Below are 22,499 nucleotides of genomic sequence, written 5' to 3'. Positions count from 1 at the left end.
GGGTCGGGTGTCGGGCCCCGGAGCCGCGGAATCCCCGGCCCGCCGGGTGCCCTTGGGGCACCGAGTGCGCTTGAGCCGCCGGGTGCGCGCAAGGCGCCGGGCGTGCCGGGTCCGCCGGGTGCGGGCCGGGTGCCCCCCGGCCCGCGATGCATGGCACCGGACAGCGTGGGCTCGGCCTACAAGATCCGAGCGGGGCCTCGGGTGCGCGCAAGCGCCGGGCGTGCCGGTGCGCCGGGTGCGCGAAGGGCCAAGCGTGTTTGAGCCGCCGGGTGCGCGTGAGCGCCCGGTGAGACGGGTACGTCCGGGTGCGCGTTAGGTGCCCGGCCCGTCCGGCCCACCCGGTCCGTTCGCCCCTCCCGGCCTGCCTGGCCTGCCCGCCCCGCCCGGTCCGCCTGGCCTGCCCGGCTCGCCCGGCCTGCCCGGCTCGCCTGGCCTGCCTGGCCTGCCCGGCTCGCCTGGCCTGCCTGGCCTGCCCGGCTCGCCTGGCCTGCCTGGCCTGCCCGGCTCGCCTGGCTCGCCCGGCCTGCCCGGCTCGCCTGGCTCGCCCGGCCTGCCCGGCTCGCCCGGCCTGCCTGGCCTGCCCGGCTCGCCTGGTCCGCCTGGCTTGCCTGGCCTGCCCGGCCCGCCCGGTCCGCCTGGCCTGCCTGGCCTGCCCGGCTCGCCCGGCCTGCCCGGCTCGCCTGGCCTGCCTGGCCTGCCCGGCTCGCCCGGCCTGCCTGGCCTGCCCGGCTCGCCTGGCCCGCCCGGCCTGCCTGGCCTGCCCGGCTCGCCCGGTCCGCCAGGCCTGCCAGGCCCGCCCCGCCCGTTCGGCCCGCCCCGTCGGCCGTGCTGGGCGAGGAGCACGCCCAGGCCCACCGCCAGCCACACCGCGCCCACCACCTGCGCCGTCCAGGAGGCCTCCACGATCACCGCGACGGTCACCGCCGCGCCGAGCACCGGCATGACCATGTGCTTCCACCACACCGGCGGGCCCTCCCGCCGCTTCACCACGAACCACCCCACCACCGACGCGTGCAGCAGCGTGAAGGCCACCAGCGCCCCGACGTCCACGACGGACACCAGGTGGTCCAGCCCGTCGTCGCGCCGGGCCGCCCACACGGCGGCGACCAGCGTGACGGCGGCCGCCACCAGCAGGGCGAGCCGCGGGGTGCCGTCCGAGGTCCGCGCGAGCACCCGGGGCAGCCGCCGCTCCCGGGCCATCGCGAACACCAGCCGCCCGGCCGCCGCCTGCCCCGCCAGCGCCGCGAAGGCCGCCCCGATCGCCTTGCCGGCCGCCACCAGGTCGTGCAGCCAGGTGCCGACCGAGGACTCCACCGCGTTGTAGAAGGCCGGGCCCTGGTGTCCCGGATCGGCCGCGAGCTCCGCCGCGGAGACGGGCATGAGCAGCGCCGCCAGATAGCTCTGGGCGATGAACAGCAGCCCCGCCAGCGCCAGGCAGAAGAGCACCGCCCGCGCCACCCGCTCCGAGCCCCCCGTCACCTCCTCGGCGAAGGAGGCGATGGCGTCGAAGCCGAGGTAGGACAGGACCGCCACCGACACCGCGCCCAGCACCGCGGCCGTACTGAAGCCGAGCGAGCCGTCGCCGGTCAGCGGGGACAGCCAGCCCCGCCGCGCCCCGCCCTGGACCAGCACGGTCACCGCGGTGACCAGGAAGACGAGCAGGACGAGGATCTCCAGGGCCAGCACGGCGAAGCCCACGCGCGCGGCCGCCCGTACGCCCCACAGGTTGAGCAGGGTGGTGACCACGACGGCCAGGGCCGTCCACACCCACCGGGAGACGTCCGGCACCAGCGCGTTCATCGCGATCCCCGAGAAGAGGTACGCGACCGCCGGGATCAGCAGGTAGTCGAGCATCGCCATCCATCCGGCGATCAGCCCCGGCCCCTCGCCCAGGCCCTTGCGGGCGTAGGTGAAGACCGAGCCGGCCTGCGGGGCCACCCGCACCATCTGGGCGTACGAGAAGGCCGTGAAGGCCATCGCGACGGTCGCGGCGAGGTAGACGAGCGCGACGGCGCCGTGCGACTTGGCGTCCAGGGTGCCGAAGACCCCGACGGGGGCCATGGGGGCGATGAAGAGCAGCCCGTAGACGACCAGGTCCCGGAATCCGAGGCTCCGCCGCAGCGGTCCGCCGGGGGCCCGCTCCGGTACCGGCGGCGCCGTACTGGGATCCGTACCCGACACCATCGGCCCTCCGGGGGACGCCGTGAACACGCTTGCGATCAAGTGTGGGGCGGACGGGGGACGAACGGCCTGCTGGGGACCCCCGTACGATGGAGGGCATGACTGCTGCCGCTTCCCGCCGTGTCCTGCTCGCCGCCCCGCGCGGCTACTGCGCGGGCGTCGACCGAGCCGTGATCGCTGTCGAGAAGGCTCTCGAGCAGTACGGCGCGCCGGTCTACGTCCGCCACGAGATCGTGCACAACAAGTACGTCGTCCAGACGCTGGAGAAGAAGGGTGCCATCTTCGTCGAGCGGACGGAGGAGGTGCCCGAGGGCTCCATCGTGATGTTCTCCGCGCACGGCGTGGCCCCGGTGGTGCACGAGGAGGCGGCGCGCGGCAAGCTCGCGACGATCGACGCCACCTGCCCGCTGGTCACCAAGGTGCACAAGGAAGCCATCCGGTACGCGAACGAGGACTTCGACATCCTCCTCATCGGCCACGAGGGCCACGAGGAGGTCATCGGCACCTCCGGCGAGGCCCCGGACCACATCACGATCGTCGACGGCCCGGACGACGTCGCCAAGGTCGAGGTGCGGGACGAGTCGAAGGTCGTCTGGCTGTCGCAGACCACCCTCTCGGTCGACGAGACGATGGAGACGGTCGACGCGCTGAAGACCAAGTTCCCGCTGCTCGTCTCGCCGCCCAGCGACGACATCTGCTACGCCACCTCGAACCGGCAGGCCGCCGTCAAGGCGATGGGCGCCGACTCCGACCTGGTCATCGTGGTCGGCTCGAAGAACTCCTCGAACTCCATCCGGCTGGTCGAGGTCGCGCTCGACGCGGGCGCACGCGCCGCGTACCTCGTCGACTTCGCGAGCGAGATCGACGAGGCCTGGCTGGAGGGCGTCACCACCGTCGGCCTCACCTCGGGCGCCTCGGTGCCGGAGGTCCTGGTCGAGGAGGTCCTGGAGTGGCTGGCGGCGCGCGGTTACGCGGACGTGGAGATCGTGAAAACCGCCGAGGAGTCGATCGTCTTCTCGCTGCCCAAGGAACTGCGCCGCGATCTGCGGGCCGAGGCCGCCGAACTGGTCGCCGACAAGTAACTCCTTTCGTACGGTATGGCCATGCAGATCTTTGGCGTGGACATCGGTGGATCCGGGATCAAGGGCGCTCCCGTGGACCTGGACCGTGGCGACCTGGCGCAAGAGCGCCACAAAGTACTGACACCGCAGCCGGCCATCCCCGACGGGGTGGCCGGCTGCGTCGTCGAGGTGGTGCGCCACTTCGGCTGGGACGGCCCGGTGGGGGTCACCTTCCCCGGGGTGGTCACCGGCGGCCTCATCCGCACGGCGGCCAACATGGACAAGGCGTGGGTCGGCGTCGAGGCGGCGGACCTGCTCTCGCGGCGTCTGGACGGCAGGCCGGTCACGGTCCTCAACGACGCGGACGCGGCGGGGATCGCGGAGATGGCGTACGGGGCCGGGAAGGGGCGCGACGGCACGGTCATCCTGCTCACGCTGGGCACGGGCATCGGGAGCGCCCTGTTCCGGGACGGGCGGCTGGTGCCGAACACGGAGCTCGGCCACCTGGAGCTGAAGGGCCACGACGCGGAGACGCGGGCGTCGGTGAAGGCCAAGGAGGACCACGAGCTGACCTGGGAGCGCTGGGCGCACCGGGTGCAGAAGTACCTGGAGCACGTGGAGATGCTCTTCTCCCCCGACCTCTTCATCATCGGCGGCGGCGTCAGCCGCAAGCCGGAGAAGTTCCTGCCGCTGATCGAGGGCGTGCGGGCCGAGATCGTGCCGGCGAAGCTGCAGAACAACGCGGGGATCGTGGGCGCGGCGATGGCGGCGAAGGGCCCGTAGCCGGATCCGCGCGGGCTGGCTCGGGCTGGCTCGGGCTAGGAGGTGGAGGCGGTCCGGCGGGGGAGCCGCCTCTTCCCGATCAGCACGGCCTTGCGCACGACGACGATCAGCGCGGCGACCAGCGTGCCCGCGTACAGCCAGCCGGCGTGCAGCGACAGGGCGGACACCAGCCCCATCAGCTGCCCGCCGAAGCTGCCGGAGCCGCCCGAGATGGGCCACACCCCGGCGGCGAAGGCGATGGGGGCGCTGATCGGCGCGGTGATCAGGTCGGCGGGCCGGACCCAGAGCGCGGCGGCGGCCGCGACGGGCACGAAGAGCAGCCCGTAGACGAAGAGCGAGGAGCCGAAGAGCAGCCAGCAGATCCCGGCGACGAGCACCATGGCCGCGCACGCGAACAGTCCGCCGCCGAGCCCGGTCAGCCGGGGCCGGGGCATCCGACGCACCGCCGCGGGCTGCGGGTCGCCGCCCTGGGCGGGCACGCCCGTCGGCGGCCGCCGGCGCTGGGCCGGGGGTCGCTGCGGGTGAGGGGCCGGTCGCGTCCTGTATTGCTCCACCCCACCAAACTAGGTGCCGAGGGCGCCGGATCGGCCCCCGGACACGCGTACATCGACCGCCACTCATCGGAAAGTAAACTGTCCGGTGGCCCACCTCCGGGCCGCCGCCCCCTCCAGCTACGGGAAGTCGCCAACGTGTCGCTCACGATCGGAATCGTCGGCCTGCCGAATGTCGGCAAGTCGACCCTGTTCAACGCCCTGACCAAGAACGACGTGCTGGCGGCCAACTACCCGTTCGCCACGATCGAGCCGAACGTCGGCGTCGTCGGCGTCCCGGACCAGCGCCTCGGCGTGCTGGCCGGCATCTTCGGCTCGCAGCGGATCCTCCCGGCGACGGTCGACTTCGTCGACATCGCGGGCATCGTCCGCGGCGCCTCGGAGGGCGAGGGCCTGGGCAACAAGTTCCTCGCGAACATCCGCGAGTCGGACGCCATCTGCCAGGTCATCCGCGCCTTCAAGGACGAGAACGTCGTCCACGTCGACGGCAAGGTCTCGCCGAAGGACGACATCGAGACGATCAACACCGAGCTGATCCTCGCCGACCTCCAGTCCATCGAGAAGGCGGTGCCGCGCCTGACGAAGGAGTCCCGCCTCCAGAAGGAGAAGGTCGCGGTCCTGGCCGCCGTCGAGAAGGCCCAGAAGATCCTGGAGGAGGGCCACACCCTCTTCTCCCGCGGCATCACCAAGGGCACGGAGCAGGGCGACCTCCTCCACGAGCTCCACCTCCTCACCACGAAGCCCTTCCTCTACGTCTTCAACGTGGACGAGGACGAGCTGACGGACGACGCGTTCAAGGCGGAGCAGTCCGCCCTGGTCGCCCCGGCGGAGGCGATCTTCCTGAACGCCAAGCTGGAGGCGGACCTGGTCGAGCTGGACGACGACGAAGCCCTCGAACTCCTCCAGTCGGTCGGCCAGGACGAGCCCGGCATGGCCACCCTCGGCCGCGTCGGCTTCGCCACCCTGGGCCTGCAGACCTACCTGACGGCCGGCCCGAAGGAAACCCGCGCCTGGACGATCAAGCAGGGCGCCACCGCCCCCGAAGCCGCCGGCGTGATCCACACCGACTTCCAGCGCGGCTTCATCAAGGCCGAGGTCATCTCCTTCGCGGACCTGGTCGCCTGCGGCTCGGTCGCCGAAGCCCGCTCCAAGGGCAAGGCCCGCATGGAGGGCAAGGACTACGTCATGCAGGACGGCGACGTGGTCGAATTCCGCTTCAACGTGTAGTCATGTCGTTACTTCATGCTAGGTAGTTCGTCAAGCATGCAGGTCAGGAGGGGTCGGGCTGCGGTGAGCCCGACCCCTTCGTCGTCCCCGTGCTGGATAGGTGCTGGATATTCTGACGTCGCGTCAGCGGTGGTCAGGCCCGGCCCTCGCCCCAGGCGTAGCGCGACGGGGCGCTGACCCGGGCGGGTGGGGTCGGCCCTACTCAGCGGACAGTTCGAGCATCGGCTGGAAGTCGGGGGCCTCCTCGTCTGGAACGTGCGGGAGGTATCCGTCGGGGGCGGTGCGGGCGGCGGTGGCGAGTAGGCGGTCCAGGACTTCCCGGTCGCTGGCCTGGGGGAGCCAGCGCGGCGATCCCGCGGATCAGTGCGTTGTCCGAGAGGACGGCCGGGTTGAGGGCTGCGGTGATCGCAGGGGTGAGGGGGTGCCCGGCGAGGATGTGGCGCACGGCGTCGAGAGGGACGGGGCGCTCGTAGCAGTCCTCGAAGTGGGCCTGGACGGCCTCGGGGGATCGGTCGATGAGGAGCGGGAAGGGGAAGCCGGACCCGTCCGGGTCCTTGCTGCCGGCGGGGAAAGCGATGGACGAGCCGGTGCGCCAGGCCGTGTCGTGAGTCTTCCGCCACAGGCAGGCGGTGACGCGAGGGGCGTCGATGCCCTCGTCGCGGAAGGCGGGTGCGTCCAGGAGTGGGCGCAGCGCTGCGGGCACTTCGTCGATGACACCGGGCCGGATCTGCTCGTCGTCCGTCCCGTACGGACTCATCTCCGACTCGTGGTCGAAACCGCGTATGAGCACGCCGTCCGGGGTGAAGAGGACGGAGAAGTCGTCCCCAGAGCCGTTCTCCATCAGGGCAGCCTCTGTGCCGGGGCCCAGGTGGCGTCGAAGGTGGAGCAGCAGAACCGCGGATCGTCGCCGATCGTGGCGTCCAGGACGGCCAGTGCGCGCAGATGGGCGCGGAGTTGAGCGGGGTCGGGGAGGAGGGCGGCGGTCTCGTGCACCGTGCTCATAGCGCCGTGGAAGCAGCCGGCGCTGACAATCTGGCGCGGCCCCCCGGACAATGGTGCCGCTACCTTCAGCGGATTCTGACCGATTGCAGCTGTTCCTGGCGCGGGATCAGGTGCCGTAAACGGTGGAGCGATGCCCGAGGTGCACGACCCACACCACCAGCTCACCATTGTCGATCGTGTAGACGACGCGATAGCCACCCACACGTAGGCGGCGGCGTTCGGGCTGGGACACGAGTGCGGTGGTGTTGAAGCCGAGTGGGTCGCTTTCCAGCTCGGTCAGCTTGGCCAGGATGCGGAGCGCCATGTCGCGGGGGATCTTGCGCAGCTCTGCCTGAGCTTCGGGTCGGAAGACGGTCCGGTACTCACTCACTGCGCGCCAGCGTCTCCCTCATGATGTCCTCGATCGGGATGCCGGGTACCGGGTTGGCCATGCGCTCGTCGATGATCCGGTTGATCTCGCGCTCTTCCCATTCCTGGTACTTGCGCAGTATCTCGATGGACACCACAGCAGCGACTTCCTTGCCTCGGCGTGTGATCACAGTGGGCACGTCGTCGCGGTCTGCGCGCTCCACGACTTCTGCCAGGTGAGCGCGCACGTCGCGGATGGACTCTATGGGCAGTGGCTGCGTCATGCGCCCAAGGGTACCGAGTGTCCTATGTGTACACAACGCACGCGGCGGGTCGGTGGCGCTCCATCGCTCGTGCTGGATGTGCTGGATGTACTCGCACGGTGCTGGATTGGTGCTGGATAGGATCGCCAGAAACCGTGTTTTCGCAGGTGAGCGCCCTGTGCTGAACGTTCCGCTTCAACGTCTGAGCATGTGAATGAGCACCACGTTGCCCACCGGGTAAACCTGCAGCTCAGGCGGGCCCACCTCCTCGGAGGTGGGCCCTTGGCTTTTTCCCGTGCTGGGATGGTGCCGGGATGGCTGCCCGCCCGTCAGGCACTTCTCCCTCCCGAGTGGCGCTGAGAGCGGTACGTGATGAGGTACCACTTGAGGGAAGAGGCCAGGTCGTGTCGATAACTGCGAGCGAAGCCCGCAAGGAACTCTTTCCGCTGATCAAGAAGGTCAACGAGAACCACGAGGCCATCGAGATCGTCTCGAAGCACGGCAATGCCGTGCTTGTCTCGGCCGAGGACTACGCGGCACTGCGCGAGGGCTCGTACCTGCTGCGCTCGCCGGTGAACGCCCGGCGGCTACTCAAGGCGTACGAGAACGCGCTGGCCCACGTCAATGTGTCGGAGCGCGAGCTGATCGATCCGGACTCGGCGGACGCGGGTGCGGGTGCCGCGTGAGGCTTGTCTTCGAGGATGAGGGCTGGGTGGACTACACGTCCTGGCTCAAGAACGACCGTAAGATGCTCATCCGGATCAACAAGCTCATCGAGGACGTCAGGCGTGACCCGTTCTCGGGGATCGGCAAGCCCGAACCTTTGAAGTACCACCTGCCTGGCGCGTGGTGCGGCGGATCGACGACGAGCACCGCCTCGTCTACCTGGTGACGGGCAAGGAGATCATCACCTCGCGGCTCGGTACCACTACTGACCGACCCCGCTGCCTGCCCTCCCGCGATCCCGAACTCCGGGAGAAGGCCGTCAAGTTCCTCGACCTGATGGCCAACGGCATCATCTTCTCCACCACCGTCGACATGACCGGCACACTGCGCCAGACGGCCGCCCAGGGCTGGGAGCTGAGCCCCGACGACATCGCCGCGCTCAGCCCGCACCGCAAAGACAACGGCTGCGCTTCGGCGACTGCGACACCGCCACCCTCCACATCCCGCCCGGCCCCCAGGACAGCGCGCTTCGCCTTCCAGCGGACGGCCTCTGACGATGCTCTCCTCCAAGGGTCCAGCCAAGGCAAGCCGAAACCCTGTGGAGCCCGCCTGCGCGGCGTGGAATGCTCTTGGGCGACTGCTGAAGGAAGGGAAGGTCAAAAAGGTGTACGTCCCGTCATCTGTACGAGCTCTCGATGATGATGAGCGTGAGCTCGTGGAGCTGGCACGCCGCACCATAGACGCGCATACCGACGCCGGGCCCGACGAAGACGGGATCCACACGGTGGGCGCCGCGGTCATGGCCGCCGACTACCGGATGTTCGCCGGCGTGAACCTCTACCACTTCACCGGCGGGCCCTGCGCCGAACTCGTGGCTCTGGGAGCTGCGCGGGCCCAGGGCGCCCGCCAGATGCGCTGCATCGTCGCCGTGGGAAACCACGGGCGCGGGGTCATCGGCCCGTGCGGGCGCGATCGGCAGGTCTTCGTGGACTACTACTCCACCATGCGCGTCATCGTGCCCACCCCCGCGGGGCTCAGGTCCGTGCTCGCCGCCGATCTGATGCCGCTGGCTCAGCGATGGACCCCGGAGGCGGGCATGAACGGTCTCGACCCGTTGCTCTACCAAGACCCCGAGACGGCCGGTCCCCCGATCATTCGGTTCAACCCCCGCTACCTCGAAGCCGTCCGCTCCGGCGCCAAGACCAAGACCACCCGCTTCCGGGACCCGGCGCAGCTCGGCCCGGCACGGCTGGTGTTTGAGAGCGACCCGGAAGTCGTCCTGTCGGCAGAGGTGACCGGCATCAGGCACTGCCTGGTCAGTGACCTCACCAACCGGGACGCCCAAGCTGAGGGGCTGACGACCGCAGCCGAACTCCGGGAAGCCCTCAAGGGCCACTACCCAGATCTGGCGGGAACCGACGAAGTCGACGTCATCACCTTCCAGACCAACGACGAGAAGGGCGCCGCTTAAGCCGCGGATGCGCCAACGACGGCTGGGCCTCGGCGGTCGACGCCGATCAGCCAGGCTGCGGTGAGGCGCGAGCGCCGTTCGTACCCGAGGAGGGCTTCCAGTTCCCCGTCGGTGATCGCGGTGGCGTCATTGATCAGGTGCCGGGTGAAGCGGGTGGTGTGCCACCACCGGGGCTCAGGAAGCGCCCGCCGCTCAGTACGAGGTAGCGCGGGAGGCCCGAGTACGTCCTCGTCACGTAGCTCTCGACCACATGGCCGTAGCCGATTTCCTCGGGGTGCTGGAACGGCATCGGTCACCTCTCCGGGAATAGGTCGGTACGGTCGATCCAGGTGGGGGCGACGAAGATGTTGTCGCCGACGGGGGCTTCGGAGGCTTCCAGCAGGGACCAGGTGCGGGACTCTTCGACCAGGTGCTCCCAGGGCGCGGTCCAGTCGAGTTCCCAGTCCAGGGCGGTGCCGGAGATGCCGTACGTGCGGCCGGCGTCCACCCGCCAGAACTGGGAGTAGAGAATCACCTGGGCGTAGTCGGCCAGGTGATTGATGATTTCGGTGAAGTGGGCCGAGGGCCAGCCGGGGGCGTCATCCGCGGCGGTGGCTCGTAGGCGCGCGGTGAGCGGTGGGACGACGGGGCTGCGGGCGCCGAGTTCCGTCAGGGCCCAGCGGATGCCGTCGGGCTCGGTCCAGTCCGGCGGCGTGGCCCGGTCCAGGCAGGCGCGGTAGGCGCGGCGCAGGGGCTCGACCGCGTCGTCGACCTCCAGGCTAGCCAGGGCGATCGCAGTCCACTCGCGGACGGTCGGGTCGTCGCTGTCCAGTAGGGCGATCAGGGCGGGGCCTCAGGGCGGGGCCGCAGCGTGGGTCCTCTACCTCTTCGAAGACCTCGATGGCGGTCAGCTGACCGAAGCTGCCCAGGGTGGGCAGGGCGGCGGCGATCGCGAGGGTCGCGTCACGGCCGATGCCGACCAGCCGCGAGCGAGCGCCGTACGAGGCGTCGTCGTCACCGTCGAGCTGTTGGACGAGGGCCTCGATGGGGGACGTCATGACGTTGCGGGGTGGTTGCGACGCCAGAAGGTGGGGAGCCACCAGCAGAGCACCGAGTGGTCTTCGGGCCACGGGGTGTGTTCGTCCGAGTCCCAGTCCTCGAAGGAGTCGCGCGTCGGGTCGATGGGGCGCCAGGCGGGGGCGAGCGGCTCGTCCTCGGCCGGAGGGCGGACGTACTGCCGGCCGTGCTGGTCGCAGGCGCCGAAGTCCTGGTAGTTGAGCTGGGCCTCGATCAGGGAGACCTTGTTCGCTCCGCCGTCCATGGTCGGCCAGCGGAACTGGACCTCGTCGTCCTCCCAGAAGCAGACGGGGCAGATCTCGTAGGAGCCGGGCATGGCGTCGAGCACGCGGTGCCCGCAGCAGGGACAGGGGTAGCGGTCGCTCACCTGCGCAGTCTCGTGGGAGGTCCGGCCGGTGCGCCATGGATTTCTCTGCCCCGGCACCCCCGGCCAGTCCGCCGACAGTCCGCAGGACACCCGTAAACAGTCATCGGGAGCCCACGCATGCCAACGGACTCACGTTTCTCGACGACGGCCGCGTTGTGGGCCCTCGTCCACAACCGCGGCAGGCGCACTGTTGGTCGCCCCATCGCCCCATCGCCCCATCGCCCCATCGCCGCCCTGCCTCCGCAGCGCCGGAGTCCCTTCGCCGTGGACGTGGGCCATCAGCTGTTCTCCTCGGAGCTGCCCAAGATCTACGAGTTTCGGGTGGGAGCGGACGGACCGTTCGGCCGACCGCGTGGACCCGCTCATGCGCTGGCGTCGGGGGTTGGTGTGGGGTGGATTCTTGTGGTGCAAGGTAGTTGGGATTATCTTGTGGCGCATGACAAAGGGACTGTCCGGCGCCGGTGACCAACGGCGCAGTCAGCTCCTGCGCGGGGTGCTCGACCTGTGTCTGCTCTCGTTGATCGCCGAACGGCCCAGGTACGGCTTCGAGTTCGCCGAGGCGCTCGCCGCCGGTGGGATGGAGCTCGTCAGCGACGGCAGCATCTATCCGCTGCTCGCGCGGATGGAGCGGGCGGGGCTCGTCTCCTCGTACCGGGCGCCGTCGCCCAGCGGTGGCGCACCGCGCAAGTACTACCGCCTGACCGAGGCGGGGCGTGCCGAACTGAGCGCGGGCCGGGCCGACTGGCAGGCCTTCGCCGGGGCGGTGGGCCGGATCCTGACCGGCACGGAGTCCACGGGGGACAGCACACCATGACGAACGCGCAGATACTCGCCGCCTGTCGCAGCAACTGGGAGTACCGGGGGGTCGACGGCGCCTCCCTGCGCGAGATGCTCGACGAGCTCTCCGCACACCTCGAAGACGCGGAGGCCGCCGGCCGCACCGCGCAGGACGTCGTCGGCCGGGACGTACGGGCCTTCGCCGCCTCCTGGGCGCGGGCGCGCGCCCCGCTCTCCCGGCGGGTGCCGCGCACGGTGGCCATGGCCTGCTTCGCGGCCGGCTGGCTGCTGCTGGGCGCGTACCTGATCCGGTGGACCACCGTGGTGGACGTGACCGCCGGTTTACTCGCGTTCTGGCTGGCCACCGGCACGGCCACCGTCGCCTGGGAGCTGCGGCGGGGCAGCATCGGCCTGCGCAAGAGCTGGCTGGTCGGTCTCGCCCTCGGGCTGCCGGCGGCGGTGCTCGCCTCGTGGCTGGCCGGCGACGGGGTGCTGTTCCCACTGCCGCTGTGGGCCCCGCCGCTCCTGCTGTTGCCCGGACTGCCGTACGCCGTCGCCGACGCGCGCGCCGCGAGGCGCGGCCGCCGCAAGCCCGAAGCCGAAGCCGAAGCCGAAGCCCCGGATTGAGCTGAGCAGAGCGGAAGCCCGGGCCGGGACCGGCTCACGGCCAAGGCCGTCGAGCCGATCCACAAGGCGGCCACCGCGATCACGCTCAAGCGGTACTGACGGGCCCGGCCGCCACCGCGCTCAGAGGCCGCGGACCGCGGCGACCGTGAACGTGGTGGGGGTGCCCTCCCCGGGGGACATGGGGCCGCCCTTGTCGAACTGCGAGCGGACCACCAGGGTGCGGCCCGGGGTGTGGGCGAGGGTGGTGGGGATCTGCAGTGACGGGTCCGTGATCGTACGGTTCAGCCGGGCGCGGGTGCCGTTCGCGGAGAGCTGCCAGCGGGTCAGGGTGTTGGTGGTGTTGTGCGCCACGCGCAGGGTGCCGTCGGGGGAGAGGTCCAGGCCGTCGGCGGCCTTCAGGTCGCCGCCGGTGAGGGCGACCCGGCTGACGGCGCCGGTGCGCAGGTCGATGCGGAAGAGCTCGCCCTCGACCATGTCGACGGTGAGCAGGAAGCGGCCCGCCCGGTCGGAGACGATGCCGTTGAGGCTGAAGCCGCCCGCCGGGCGGGGGCGCAGCACCGGGGTGAGGTCGTAGGCCTCGGTCAGGACGCCGCTGCCGGCGGCCAGCTGGTCCGGGGTCACGCGGTAGACCACCCCGCGCACGCTGTCGGTCAGGTACGCGGTGCCGTCCGGGGTGACGGCCAGGTCGTTGACGAAGCGGGCGGGAGCCCCCGCGGCCACCTCGAAGTGGGCGAGGCGCGCCCCGGTGGCGGTGTCGTAGACCGACACCCCCGCGGTGGAGTCCGTCACCCACAGGCGGCCGCGGGCGTCGACGCGCAGGCCGTTCGCCGTGTGCCGCCCGTCGGTGCCGGAGGGCAGGAACACCTCCGCCTCGGGCCGGCCGGGGCGGGCCCGGTAGACGGTGCCGTCCGCGTACGAGCCGACGTAGACCGCGCGGGTGCGCGGGTCCGTGGCGATGCCCTCGGGGTAGACCTTCGCGCCGGGCAGGACGAAGGCCGTGGATATCCGGCCGTCGGTCGCCTGCGCGGGTGCCGCGCCCAGGGTGAGGGCCGCGGCCAGGGCCGTGGTGAGGGCCAGGACCGTGGTGGGCGGGAACTTCTTCTGCGGTGCGCGCATGGATAGGTGTCCTCTTCTCGATGTGTGAGGACGAAGATAGGTTAGAGGTCTAATGCATGCAAGGGTCGTAGGATACGGGAATGACTTCCATGCCCCCCGAGGAGCGCATCGGTGCGCACATCAAGCGCGCCGAGCAGGCACTTCTCGCGGCGAAGAACGTTGCGTGCAAGCCGGCCGCAGTAACGGTTCCGCAGTACGCCGCACTGCTCTGGCTGGCCGAGAAGCCCGGCATCTCCGCGGCCGCGCTCGCCCGGCTGTGCGGGGTGACGCCGCCGACCATGAACACCGTCCTGAAGAACCTCCAGGAGCGCGGCCTCATCGAGCGGACCCCGCACGAATGGCACCGCAACGTGCTGGAGACCCGGCTCACCGACGAGGGGCGGGCGGTCATGGAGCTGGCGGACACCGGCGCGGTACGGGTGGAGCGGGCCCTCGCGGCCGCGTTCAGCGCGCAGGAGCGGGAGTTGCTCATCGGGCTGCTCGGGCGGTGCGCGGAAGTGCTCGACGCCCAGCGCTGAGCCCCGTGGTTCCGCCGAGGTCCCCGCCATGATTTTGCTCGGATTTGGAACTGTGCGGGGGTGTCGCGCATCAGCACTAGGGGATGCCCAGCCGTTCTGCCCTCGGGGGCAGGCAAGACCGTTCGGAGCGAGTTCGTGCACCAGTACCCGCAGCACCAGGGCTACCAGGAGCATCAGGAGCAGCAGGCGCACGCGCAGCCCAAGCGCTCCCGGCGCCGAATAGGGATCAGCGCGGTGGTCGCCCTCGCGCTCCTGCTCGGGGCCGGCGGCGGTTTCGCCGCCTGGAAGTTCGACTGGTTCTCCGGCAACGGCGAGGCGGTGAGCTTCGGCAAGAACCCGCCCCCGCCCCCGGCCGCGGAGAAGTCCGAGCCGGGCGCGCCGGCCACCCCGGCCAAGCCCTCCGGCGACCCGGACGTGCTCATGCCGACCGGCCCGAAGTCCGACTTCAAGCAGACGACCAAGCTCGACGACGGCACGATCATCGCCAAGACCCGCCTCGCGGGCGCGAAGTCCGGCTTCGAGGGCGACGTATGGGTGTGGGCGCCCAAGGAGTACGACGACCCCAAGTACGCCAAGAGCGGCTTCCCGGTCCTCATCGCGCTCCCCGGCGGCAACGGCTTCCCCGCCAACTACTGGTCCGACCGCAGCCTCGGCCTCCAGAAGGCCATCAGCGAGGGCGTCCAGGCCGGTACCAGCCTGCCGTTCATCGTGATCATGCCGGTGCTCAACCCGGACGCCAAGTACTACTACGACGGCTCCGACATCCCCGGCCAGGCCAAGATGGGCACGTGGATGGCCGAGGACGTCCCGGCCTTCGCCAAGGCCAACTTCCGTACCTACAAGTCCCGCGACGGCTGGGCCTTCATGGGCTCCTCCTCCGGCGCCTTCGTCGGCATGAAGACGGTCCTGCAGTACCCGGACCGGTTCAAGGCCGTGATCGCCAGCGGCGGCGAGATCGTTCCCGATTCCCCGCTGTGGAAGGGCCACCAGGCGGAGATGGACGCGAACAACCCCGAGAAGCTCGCGAAGAAGCTGATCGACGCCAACGGCCCCGAGGTCTACATCAACTTCCAGATCGGTACGAAGGAGAGCGGGAAGGAGCGGATGACGAAGTTCCAGCAGCAGTACGGCAAGGGACCCGTCAAGATCACCATCCGCGACATCCAGAACGGCGAGCACAACGGCTGGCACTACGTCCGGGGCATGAAGGAAGGCTCCCTGGAATGGGTCAGCAAGGTGCTGAAGGGCCCGAAGCCCGAAGCCGGCTGACCCCTGCCTCTGCCCCTGCCCAGCCCCAGCGCCCATCCCTCCGCCGCCCCCTGCCCCGGCCCCTCCGCAGGCGCCGCGTGGCCGCCGTTCGGCCGCCACGTGGTGCTCACCACGTCCCGCCCGTCCCAGGCAACCCATCCTGTCGTTCATACCTCTGTAAAGGGTGTAAGGGGGGACCGATCGGTCCGACCCGCGCTCCGAGGTGAGCGCCGGAGAAGGAACGGGACAACAACCGTGCAGCATGACCAGCAAGGCGACGGCAGCCCCATGACCAAGGGCAACAGCCGTCGCCCCCACCGCCTGCGCCTGATTCTGATCAGCAGCGGACTCGCGCTCACCCTCGTCGGGGGCGCGGCCGCGTACAAGTTCGGCCTCTTCTCCGACATAGGGGATCCGGTCTCCTTCGGGAAGGTCCAGGCCACGGCCGCCGCCGCCTCCGACGTTCCCCCGGAGGTACGCATGCCCACCGGGCCGGCGGCGCAGTTCGTCCGCACCTACCGGCTGCCCGACGGCACGCAGATCGCCCGGACCACCCTCACCGGCAAGAAGTCCGGCTTCACGGGCGACGTGTGGGTGTGGGTGCCCAAGGAGTACGACGACCCGAGGTACGCCAAGAGCGGCTTCCCGGTCCTGATCTCCCTGCCCGGCGGCCGCGGCTACCCCACGAACTACTGGGGGACCGGCCCCGGCCTCGGCCTGCAGAAGGCCGTGAGCGACGGGGCCAAGGCCGGTAAGAGCCTGCCCTTCATCCTCGTCATGCCGGTGCACAACGCCGACACCAAGCACCACTTCGACGCCTCGGACATCCCCGGAGAGCCCAAGATGGGCACCTGGATGGTCGAAGACGTCCCCGATTTCACGAAGGCCAATTTCCGGACCTTCACCTCCCGCGACGGCTGGGCCTTCATGGGCTCCTCCGCCGGCGGGTTCGGCGCCTTCAAGCACGTCCTGAAGTACCCCGACCGGTTCAAGGCCGCCATCGCGAGCGGGGTCGACATCGTCCCCGATTCCCCGCTGTGGAAGGGGAACACGCAGGCCATGGACGAGAACAACCCCGAGAAGCTCGCCGAGAAGCTGATCAAGGCGGGCGGTCCGGACGTCTACATCAACTTCCAGATCGGCACCGCGGAGAGCGGCCGAGACAAGGCCGAGAAGTTCATGAGCGACTACGGGAGGGGCCCCGTGCACACCCAGCTCCAGGTGATCCAGGATGGTGAGCACAACGGGAAGTCGTACGTGCGCGGTATGAGGGAGGGCGCTCTGGAGTGGATCAGCAAGGTGATGAAGGGACCGACACCCGAGCCCGCCGTGCGATGAGCACGGTGGTGAGGGGCGCCTCCGCGGCCGCCGCCGCGGGAATCGCGGCGGTGTTCGCCGTCGCGTTCATCAAGGCGCCCGGGGAGCGGCCCGTGCTGCCCTTCCCCACCGTCGGCGTCCTCATGGCGGGCGGCGAGCACTGGTGCACGGCGAGCGTCGTCGACAGCCCGAAGGGCAACGTCGTCGCCACCGCCGCCCACTGCGTGGCCCCCGCCGGCGAGGACGGCCGGCCGGGCGAGCTGGCCCACGACGGCCTCGCCATCGGCGAGCTCTCCTTCGCCCCCGCCTTCTCCGGCGAGGGCGCCGGCACCCAGCCCCTCGGGGTGTGGAAGGTCCGCTCGATCCACGTGGACGACCGCTGGACGAAGTGGGGCGAGGAAACCGCCGACTTCGCCTTCCTCACCATCGCGCCGGACGGCGACGGGCGCAGCGTCCAGGACGCGGTGGGCGGCCGCGCCGAGGCCCCGAAGCCCGAATGGACCTCCGGGTACGAACGGGACGTGACCGTCGTCGGCTATCCGGAATCCGAGCACAACCCGCAGAACAAGCCCGTCTCCTGCACGACGCAGACCCGCCACGACGACGACGATCCCGACATGCTCTACATGAGCTGCGCCGGGTTCTGGACGGGGACCAGCGGCAGCCCCTGGATCGCCGACCGGGGCGGGGCGGACCGCGCCGGGCGGCTGATCGGGGTGCTGAGCGGCGGGGACACGGACGTGGACTCCACGGCCGCGCTGTTCGACGAGCACGCGAAGGCCCTGTACGAGAAGGCAGCGCGGGGCTGAGCGGTGCCGGTGCACGTGCCGGCGCCGGTGCCGGTGTCTGTGCTCGTGCCCGGGCCTGCGCTCGCTACTTCTGGCGCTCCGTGCTGACGATCACGCCCACCGCCGCCACGACGATCGCACCGCCGACCACGATCGGCCAGGTCAGGGCCTCGCCGAGGATCAGCGCGCCGAGCGCGACGGCCACGACCGGATTGACGTACGCGTACGTGGCCACCAGCGACAGCGGCGCGGCCCGGAGCAGCCACACGTACGAGGTGAAACCGACGAGCGAGCCGAAGAGCACCAGGTAGCCCAGGCCCAGCCAGGAGGCGGTGGAGAAGGACGCCGGGTCCAGGCCGTGGTGCTCGCCGCGCACCAGGCCGACGACCACCCCGCCCACCCCGCCGGCGAGCATCTGGTAGGCGCTGCCGGTGAAGGCGTTCTCCGGCAGCGTCAGCTTCGACGCCGAGAACGAGCCCAGCGACCACAGGACGGACGCCGCCAGTACCAGCAGCACCCCCGACAGCAGTACCGTCCCGCTGAGGCCCGGACTGGTCAGCACCGCGAGCCCCGCCAAGCCGACGAGGACCCCGCCCAGCGTGCGCAGCGGAGGCCGGTCACCCGTGCTCGCCCGCAGCACCACCAGCCACATCGGCACCGCCGCGATCAGCAGCGCGGCGAGGCCGGACGGCACGGAGGTCTCGGCGAGCACGACCAGGCCGTTGCCGCCGAGGACCAGCAGCAGGCCGACCAGGACCGCCGAGCCGAGCTGCGTGCGGGTGACCTTGAGCGCGCCCGGACCGTACCGCCAGGCGACGGCGCCGGCCAGCAGCAGACCGGCCGTGATGAACCGGGCCCCGGCGGAGAGGAAGGGCGGCATGGTCTCGACGACGATCCGGATGCCGAGGTAGGTCGAGCCCCAGACGACGTAGACGAGCGTGAGTGCGATCCAGACCGCGCCGCTGGTCTTGCCGCGCGCCGCGGCCGTGGCCGTGGCCGTCCTACCGTCCACCGGAGTCGATGTGCCCATGACCGGATCCTATGGTCGTTGCCCCATGCAGGCTTCCGAATATCTCAGCCCTTGAGCAGGGCGTTCAGATCGCCGTACGGGAGGGAGTGCGCGAGGGCTCCGTACGTCCCGTCGGAGAGCAGCTCCTCGGCGGCGCGGCGGACCACGGCGTACGCGGCTTCGGCGACCCAGGAGCCGAGGCTGACACGGGACACGCCGAGGGCGCCGAGCTCGGCGACGGCCGGGGCGTCGGGGCCGAGAAGGATGTTGAGCGGGGCGTCGATGCCCTTGGCGAGCTCGGTGACGGTGGCGGGGTCGAGCACGCCGGGCACGAAGATGCCGGTTGCTCCGGCGCGGAGGTAGGCGGCGGCGCGGGCCAGGGTCTCGTCGAGGCGGGTGGCCGGGTCGCCGAGGCCCCTGAGGTACGTGTCGACGCGGGCGTTGATGTAGAGCGGGACCCCGGCGGCGTCGGCCGCGGCCCGGGCGGCGGCCAGGCGCTCGGCCATCTCCGCGGGGGTGCGGTGGGGGCCGTCCTCGATGTTGATGCCGACCGCACCGGCGGCGAGCACCCCGGCGACGGTCTCGCCCACGGCGGCGGCGTCGGCGCCGAAGCCGCCCTCGATGTCGGCGGTGACGGGGACGGAGACGGCGGAGACCACGCGGGCGACGAGGTCGAGGGCCCGGTCGCGGGCGAGCGCGTCGCCGTCGGGCGAGCCGAGGGACCAGGCGACGCCGGCGCTGGTGGTGGCGACGGCGGGGGCGCCGGTCGCCTCGACGATGCGGGCGCTGGCGACGTCCCAGGCGTTGGCGAGGGCGAGGGGCTTCGCGGGTGTGTGCAGTTCCGCGAACGCGGTGGCCTTGGCGGTGAGCTCAGGATTCGTGGTCATGAGCCCACTTCACCAGACCGGAGGGGCCCGGACTCGCGGTTTCCGACATCAAGGCCGCCCCCGCCCCTGGGGCTCCGCCCCAGCCCCCGCACGGCGCTCCGCGCCCGCGCCTCCAACGCCGGCGGGGCTGGAGGCACGGGCGCTCCGCCCCGGGCCCCGGTCCTCAAACGCCGGACGGGCTGAAAGATCGCCTCCAACGCCGGCGGGGCTGTTCGTTGGCTACGGGGCCAGGCCCGTCTTCGCGCCGGCGCCGCAGAGGGGGATGACCGCGGTGCGGCCCTGCAGGGGGTCGGAGGGGGCGCCCGGGCCCACCGCCGCCCAGCACGCCGCCGCCGTCGGTTCCACGAAGAGCCCGCGCCGGGCCAGGTCCCGCTGGGCCTCGCGGAGGCGGTCGTCCGGGACCGTCAGGAAGGTGCCGCCGGACTTGCGGACCGCCGCCAGGATCTGCCGGGCGCGCGGCGGGGCGGGGATCGCGATCCCCTCGGCCAGGGTCGGCAGCTGCGGAACCGGATCCGCGTCCTCGGCGCCGGCCGCGAAGGCCGTGGCCAGCGGGGCCACCGCCGCCGCCTGCACCGCGATCAGCGCCGGCGGCCGCACCCCGCGCCTGGCCAGTTCCTCCACGGCCAGCGCGGCCCCCAGCAGCAGGGTCCCGTTGCCCACCGGCACGACCAGCACCTCCGGCAGCCGCCCGCCCAGCTCCTCCCATACCTCGTACACGTACGTCTTGGTCCCGTGCAGGAAGTACGGGTTGAAGACGTGGCTCGCGTAGAAGACCCCGGGCGCGTCCGCCGCCGTACGCGCGGCCTGCGCGGCGGCCTCGCGCCCGCCGGTGATCACGCGCACGGCCGCCCCGTGCGCCCGCATCTGTTCCGTTTTCTTCTCGGATGTGCCCTCGGGTACGTAGATTTCACAATCGAGTCCGGCCCGGGCGCAGTACGCCGCGATCGAGGTCCCCGCGTTGCCGCTGCTGTCCGCCACGACGCGTTCCGGAGCCAGCCGCCGGGCCAGTTCCACGAGCATCACGGCGCCCCGGTCCTTGAAGGAGAGCGTCGGCATCAGGAAGTCGAGCTTGGCGTGAACCCGCTCTGCCAGCGGGACCAGCGGAGTATGACCCTCCGCCAGCGACAGCGAGAACGCCCCCGGCAGCGGCAGGGCGGATCCGTACCGCCACAGCGAATTCGGCCCGGCGGCGGGCTCCAGCGGCGCGGCCGGATCCGGCGTGAAATCGAGGTCCCAGGGACCGCCACAGACGGGGCACCCCCAAGGCGCAGTCCGGACGTCCGCGCGTGTACCGTCCTCGGAGCAGACGTAACCGGGGGTTGCGTGCGTCATGTGCGGATCGCCTTCGCTCGATCATGGCCGCTGTATGGCACGGATGTTACGCATCCGTTGTCCTCTTGTGGGTCGCGCCGGGGCTGGGTCAACCTTTCGAAGGCGGCAGCCCGTTGGGCCATCTGCGTTGTCATGGCCACGCTTGCGCGGCACCGCTCCACCCCCCGCAACGCACCACCTATGAGGAGGACCCGTCACATGCCCGTGATGCGTCACACGAGCCGGAAAATCGCCGGCATCAGCGCGACCGCCGTCGTGACCCTCGCGCTCGGCTCGGCCGCCGCGCTGCCCGCCTCGGCCGCCGACATCGGCGTGCGGGGCGTGATCCAGAACGCCGGAGCCCCCGGCTCCGTCCCCGGCAGCTACATCGTGACCCTGAACGACGCCGCCGCACGCTCGACCGCCCCGAGCGGCAAGGCCGTCGCGAAGCGCTACGGGGCGAAGATCGACAAGACGTACAGCGCGGCCCTCAACGGGTACTCCGTGGAGGTCTCCGAGGCGCAGGCCAAGAAGCTCGCCGGTGACCCGGCGGTCAAGTCGGTCGTGCAGAACCGTACCTTCACGGTCAGTGCCACCCAGCCCAACCCGCCGTCCTGGGGTCTGGACCGCGTCGACCAGCGCGCGCTCCCGCTCAACCAGAGCTACACCTACCCGGACCAGGCGGGCGAGGGCGTCACCGCGTACGTCATCGACACCGGTGTCCGCATCACGCACCAGGACTTCGGCGGCCGCGCCTCCTACGGCTACGACGCCATCGACAACGACAACACCGCCCAGGACGGCAACGGCCACGGCACGCACGTCGCCGGCACCGTCGCGGGCAGCACGTACGGCGTGGCCAAGAAGGCCAAGATCGTCGGCGTGCGCGTGCTCGACAACAGCGGCTCCGGTACGACGGCCCAGGTCGTCGCGGGCATCGACTGGGTGACCCAGAACGCCGTCAAGCCGGCCGTGGCCAACATGTCCCTCGGCGGCGGAGCGGACTCCGCGCTCGACGCGGCCGTCCGCAACTCCATAGCCTCCGGCATCACCTACGCCGTGGCCGCGGGCAACGAGTCGAGCAACGCCTCCACCAAGTCCCCGGCGCGCGTCACCGAGGCCATCACGGTGGGCGCCACCACCAGCACCGACGCCAAGGCGAGCTACTCCAACTACGGCTCGGTCCTCGACGTCTTCGCGCCGGGCTCCTCCATCACCTCCGCGTGGGGCACGGGCGACACCGCCACCAACACCATCAACGGCACGTCGATGGCCACCCCGCACGTCACGGGCGCGGCCGCCGTCTACCTCTCGCAGAACCCGGCCAGCACCCCGGCCCAGGTGGCCACCGCTCTCGTCAACTCGGCCACCCCGGACGTGGTGACCGGGCCGGGCACCGGCTCCCCGAACCGCCTGCTGTACGTCGGCGCCCAGGGCCCCGTCCCGCCGGGCAAGCGCTTCGAGAACACCGCGGACTTCGCGATCAACGACCACGCGACCGTCGAGTCCCCGATCACGGTCAGCGGTGTCACCGGCAACGCCCCGGCGACGCTGAAGGTCCCGGTCGACATCAAGCACACGTACATCGGTGACCTCAAGGTGGACCTGGTCGCGCCCGACGGCACCGTCTACACCCTGCACGACCGTGCCAACGGCGGTGCCGACAACATCGTCAGGACCTTCACCGTGAACGCCTCGGCGGAGACGGCGAACGGCGTCTGGAAGCTGCGCGTGAACGACAACGCGACGGCCGACACCGGGAAGATCGACTCCTGGGCGCTCCAGTTCTGAGCGGTATCCGAGCAGCAACCGAGCAGTATCCGAGCAGCGGGGGCGGCGGAAACTGACCGCGCCGTGACCAACAGCGGGGGCGACCGGCATGCCGGTCGCCCCCGCTGCGTACTATTCGCGCATTCGTTCGCGCG

At 71.1% G+C, this 22,499-nt stretch carries 27 protein-coding genes and 2 pseudogenes; 14 read left to right on the top strand and 15 right to left on the bottom strand.

Annotated elements, in window-relative coordinates; genetic code table 11:
• Window positions 1-804 precede the first annotated feature (804 nt).
• Window positions 805-2,184: pseudogene (locus IF88_RS0120040) on the bottom strand (APC family permease); the annotation flags it as partial.
• An 86-nt stretch (window positions 2,185-2,270) separates the two neighbouring features.
• On the opposite strand from IF88_RS0120040, the gene IF88_RS0120035 reads away from it, so the two are divergent.
• Window positions 2,271-3,263 (top strand): 4-hydroxy-3-methylbut-2-enyl diphosphate reductase, encoded by a 993-nt coding sequence (locus IF88_RS0120035; RefSeq protein ID WP_030713870.1) that lies wholly within the window; start codon window positions 2,271-2,273, stop codon window positions 3,261-3,263.
• A gap of 21 nt (window positions 3,264-3,284) precedes the next feature.
• Window positions 3,285-4,025 (top strand): polyphosphate--glucose phosphotransferase, encoded by a 741-nt coding sequence (gene ppgK / locus IF88_RS0120030; protein ID WP_030713867.1) that lies wholly within the window; start codon window positions 3,285-3,287, stop codon window positions 4,023-4,025.
• A 35-nt stretch (window positions 4,026-4,060) separates the two neighbouring features.
• Here the strand turns inward: ppgK and IF88_RS0120025 are convergent, their stop codons facing one another.
• The gene (locus IF88_RS0120025; RefSeq protein ID WP_234323612.1) at window positions 4,061-4,459 is read right to left on the bottom strand and encodes a DUF6542 domain-containing protein; all 399 of its coding nucleotides are present in this window, start codon (window positions 4,457-4,459) and stop codon (window positions 4,061-4,063) included.
• Between the two features lie 255 nt (window positions 4,460-4,714).
• Between IF88_RS0120025 and ychF the strand changes: the two genes are divergently transcribed.
• Window positions 4,715-5,803 (top strand): redox-regulated ATPase YchF, encoded by a 1,089-nt coding sequence (gene ychF / locus IF88_RS0120020; RefSeq protein ID WP_030713859.1) that lies wholly within the window; start codon window positions 4,715-4,717, stop codon window positions 5,801-5,803.
• 202 nt (window positions 5,804-6,005) lie between these two features.
• Here ychF and IF88_RS42845 read toward each other — a convergent pair whose 3' ends face one another.
• The 4 genes from IF88_RS42845 to IF88_RS0120005 form a co-directional block, all read right to left on the bottom strand.
• On the bottom strand, window positions 6,006-6,644 hold the full coding sequence (locus IF88_RS42845) for a hypothetical protein (protein ID WP_234323611.1): 639 nt from the start codon (window positions 6,642-6,644) through the stop codon (window positions 6,006-6,008).
• Window positions 6,644-6,805, bottom strand: coding sequence for a hypothetical protein (locus IF88_RS47940; RefSeq protein WP_234323610.1), 162 nt, complete (start codon window positions 6,803-6,805; stop codon window positions 6,644-6,646). Before IF88_RS47940 ends, IF88_RS42845 begins: the two co-directional genes overlap by 1 nt.
• A 106-nt stretch (window positions 6,806-6,911) precedes the next feature.
• Complete coding sequence (locus IF88_RS0120010) at window positions 6,912-7,175, bottom strand: type II toxin-antitoxin system RelE family toxin (RefSeq protein WP_030713857.1); 264 nt, start codon at window positions 7,173-7,175, stop codon at window positions 6,912-6,914.
• Complete coding sequence (locus IF88_RS0120005; protein WP_030713854.1) at window positions 7,168-7,437, bottom strand: type II toxin-antitoxin system Phd/YefM family antitoxin; 270 nt, start codon at window positions 7,435-7,437, stop codon at window positions 7,168-7,170. Before IF88_RS0120005 ends, IF88_RS0120010 begins: the two co-directional genes overlap by 8 nt.
• Window positions 7,438-7,820: 383 nt before the next feature.
• Here IF88_RS0120005 and IF88_RS0120000 point away from each other — a divergent pair, with 383 nt between their 5' ends.
• The 4 genes and pseudogenes from IF88_RS0120000 (at window position 7,821) to IF88_RS42840 (ending at window position 9,553) form a co-directional block, all read left to right on the top strand.
• Window positions 7,821-8,102, top strand: coding sequence for a type II toxin-antitoxin system Phd/YefM family antitoxin (locus IF88_RS0120000; protein ID WP_030713851.1), 282 nt, complete (start codon window positions 7,821-7,823; stop codon window positions 8,100-8,102).
• Window positions 8,099-8,351: pseudogene (locus tag IF88_RS40540) on the top strand (Txe/YoeB family addiction module toxin). Before IF88_RS0120000 ends, IF88_RS40540 begins: the two are co-directional and overlap by 4 nt.
• Window positions 8,352-8,364: 13 nt before the next feature.
• Window positions 8,365-8,781 (top strand): Tn3 family transposase, encoded by a 417-nt coding sequence (locus tag IF88_RS45535; protein WP_107050577.1) that lies wholly within the window; start codon window positions 8,365-8,367, stop codon window positions 8,779-8,781.
• Window positions 8,782-8,797: 16 nt separating this feature from the next.
• Window positions 8,798-9,553 (top strand): ASCH domain-containing protein, encoded by a 756-nt coding sequence (locus tag IF88_RS42840; RefSeq protein ID WP_037806428.1) that lies wholly within the window; start codon window positions 8,798-8,800, stop codon window positions 9,551-9,553.
• Here the strand turns inward: IF88_RS42840 and IF88_RS47935 are convergent.
• The 5 genes from IF88_RS47935 to IF88_RS0119980 all read right to left on the bottom strand — a co-directional run bounded on the left by IF88_RS47935 (window position 9,550) and on the right by IF88_RS0119980 (window position 10,976).
• On the bottom strand, window positions 9,550-9,669 hold the full coding sequence (locus IF88_RS47935; RefSeq protein ID WP_234323618.1) for a DUF6000 family protein: 120 nt from the start codon (window positions 9,667-9,669) through the stop codon (window positions 9,550-9,552). The genes IF88_RS42840 and IF88_RS47935 overlap by 4 nt on opposite strands.
• Before the next feature lie 17 nt (window positions 9,670-9,686).
• The gene (locus tag IF88_RS47930) at window positions 9,687-9,842 is read right to left on the bottom strand and encodes a hypothetical protein (RefSeq protein WP_234323623.1); all 156 of its coding nucleotides are present in this window, start codon (window positions 9,840-9,842) and stop codon (window positions 9,687-9,689) included.
• Window positions 9,843-9,845: 3 nt separating this feature from the next.
• On the bottom strand, window positions 9,846-10,067 hold the full coding sequence (locus IF88_RS47925) for a hypothetical protein (RefSeq protein ID WP_234323608.1): 222 nt from the start codon (window positions 10,065-10,067) through the stop codon (window positions 9,846-9,848).
• 244 nt (window positions 10,068-10,311) lie between these two features.
• Complete coding sequence (locus tag IF88_RS47920; RefSeq protein ID WP_234323607.1) at window positions 10,312-10,590, bottom strand: hypothetical protein; 279 nt, start codon at window positions 10,588-10,590, stop codon at window positions 10,312-10,314.
• A complete protein-coding gene (locus IF88_RS0119980; protein WP_030713845.1) occupies window positions 10,587-10,976 on the bottom strand; it encodes a CPCC family cysteine-rich protein in 390 nt (129 codons plus the stop codon). The genes IF88_RS47920 and IF88_RS0119980 overlap by 4 nt, the downstream gene beginning before the upstream one ends.
• A gap of 436 nt (window positions 10,977-11,412) precedes the next feature.
• Here IF88_RS0119980 and IF88_RS0119975 point away from each other — a divergent pair, with 436 nt between their 5' ends.
• Both IF88_RS0119975 and IF88_RS0119970 read left to right on the top strand, forming a co-directional pair.
• The gene (locus tag IF88_RS0119975) at window positions 11,413-11,790 is read left to right on the top strand and encodes a PadR family transcriptional regulator (RefSeq protein ID WP_030713843.1); all 378 of its coding nucleotides are present in this window, start codon (window positions 11,413-11,415) and stop codon (window positions 11,788-11,790) included.
• Window positions 11,787-12,380 carry a hypothetical protein gene (locus tag IF88_RS0119970; protein WP_030713840.1) on the top strand — a complete coding sequence of 198 codons (594 nt, stop codon included), beginning with the start codon at window positions 11,787-11,789 and terminating at the stop codon, window positions 12,378-12,380. Before IF88_RS0119975 ends, IF88_RS0119970 begins: the two co-directional genes overlap by 4 nt.
• A 120-nt stretch (window positions 12,381-12,500) precedes the next feature.
• On the opposite strand, the gene IF88_RS0119965 is transcribed toward IF88_RS0119970, so the two are convergent.
• Complete coding sequence (locus tag IF88_RS0119965) at window positions 12,501-13,496, bottom strand: SMP-30/gluconolactonase/LRE family protein (RefSeq protein WP_030713839.1); 996 nt, start codon at window positions 13,494-13,496, stop codon at window positions 12,501-12,503.
• Between the two features lie 80 nt (window positions 13,497-13,576).
• On the opposite strand from IF88_RS0119965, the gene IF88_RS0119960 reads away from it, so the two are divergent.
• The 4 genes from IF88_RS0119960 to IF88_RS0119945 all read left to right on the top strand — a co-directional run bounded on the left by IF88_RS0119960 (window position 13,577) and on the right by IF88_RS0119945 (window position 17,388).
• Entirely contained in the window at window positions 13,577-14,014 is a 438-nt protein-coding gene (locus tag IF88_RS0119960) for a MarR family winged helix-turn-helix transcriptional regulator (RefSeq protein WP_078893004.1), read from the top strand.
• A gap of 135 nt (window positions 14,015-14,149) precedes the next feature.
• A complete protein-coding gene (locus IF88_RS0119955; protein ID WP_030713833.1) occupies window positions 14,150-15,283 on the top strand; it encodes an alpha/beta hydrolase in 1,134 nt (377 codons plus the stop codon).
• Between the two features lie 234 nt (window positions 15,284-15,517).
• Window positions 15,518-16,600 (top strand): alpha/beta hydrolase, encoded by a 1,083-nt coding sequence (locus IF88_RS0119950; RefSeq protein ID WP_030713830.1) that lies wholly within the window; start codon window positions 15,518-15,520, stop codon window positions 16,598-16,600.
• A gap of 8 nt (window positions 16,601-16,608) precedes the next feature.
• Window positions 16,609-17,388, top strand: coding sequence for a trypsin-like serine peptidase (locus IF88_RS0119945; RefSeq protein ID WP_234323606.1), 780 nt, complete (start codon window positions 16,609-16,611; stop codon window positions 17,386-17,388).
• Between the two features lie 64 nt (window positions 17,389-17,452).
• Here the strand turns inward: IF88_RS0119945 and IF88_RS0119940 are convergent, their stop codons facing one another.
• The 3 genes from IF88_RS0119940 to IF88_RS0119930 all read right to left on the bottom strand — a co-directional run bounded on the left by IF88_RS0119940 (window position 17,453) and on the right by IF88_RS0119930 (window position 20,595).
• Complete coding sequence (locus IF88_RS0119940) at window positions 17,453-18,397, bottom strand: EamA family transporter (RefSeq protein WP_030713824.1); 945 nt, start codon at window positions 18,395-18,397, stop codon at window positions 17,453-17,455.
• Between the two features lie 44 nt (window positions 18,398-18,441).
• Window positions 18,442-19,263 (bottom strand): isocitrate lyase/PEP mutase family protein, encoded by an 822-nt coding sequence (locus IF88_RS0119935; protein WP_030713815.1) that lies wholly within the window; start codon window positions 19,261-19,263, stop codon window positions 18,442-18,444.
• 219 nt (window positions 19,264-19,482) lie between these two features.
• Window positions 19,483-20,595 (bottom strand): threonine synthase, encoded by a 1,113-nt coding sequence (locus tag IF88_RS0119930; RefSeq protein ID WP_030713812.1) that lies wholly within the window; start codon window positions 20,593-20,595, stop codon window positions 19,483-19,485.
• A gap of 198 nt (window positions 20,596-20,793) precedes the next feature.
• Here IF88_RS0119930 and IF88_RS0119925 point away from each other — a divergent pair, with 198 nt between their 5' ends.
• On the top strand, window positions 20,794-22,365 hold the full coding sequence (locus IF88_RS0119925; RefSeq protein WP_030713810.1) for a S8 family peptidase: 1,572 nt from the start codon (window positions 20,794-20,796) through the stop codon (window positions 22,363-22,365).
• The last annotated feature ends 134 nt before the right edge of the window (window positions 22,366-22,499 follow it).

The organism is Streptomyces sp. NRRL F-2580 (assembly GCF_000720115.1).
Taxonomy (GTDB): Bacteria; Actinomycetota; Actinomycetes; order Streptomycetales; family Streptomycetaceae; genus Streptomyces.
The sequence above is the reverse complement of the archived record's forward strand: the minus strand, read 5'-3'. Positions and strand labels throughout refer to the sequence as shown.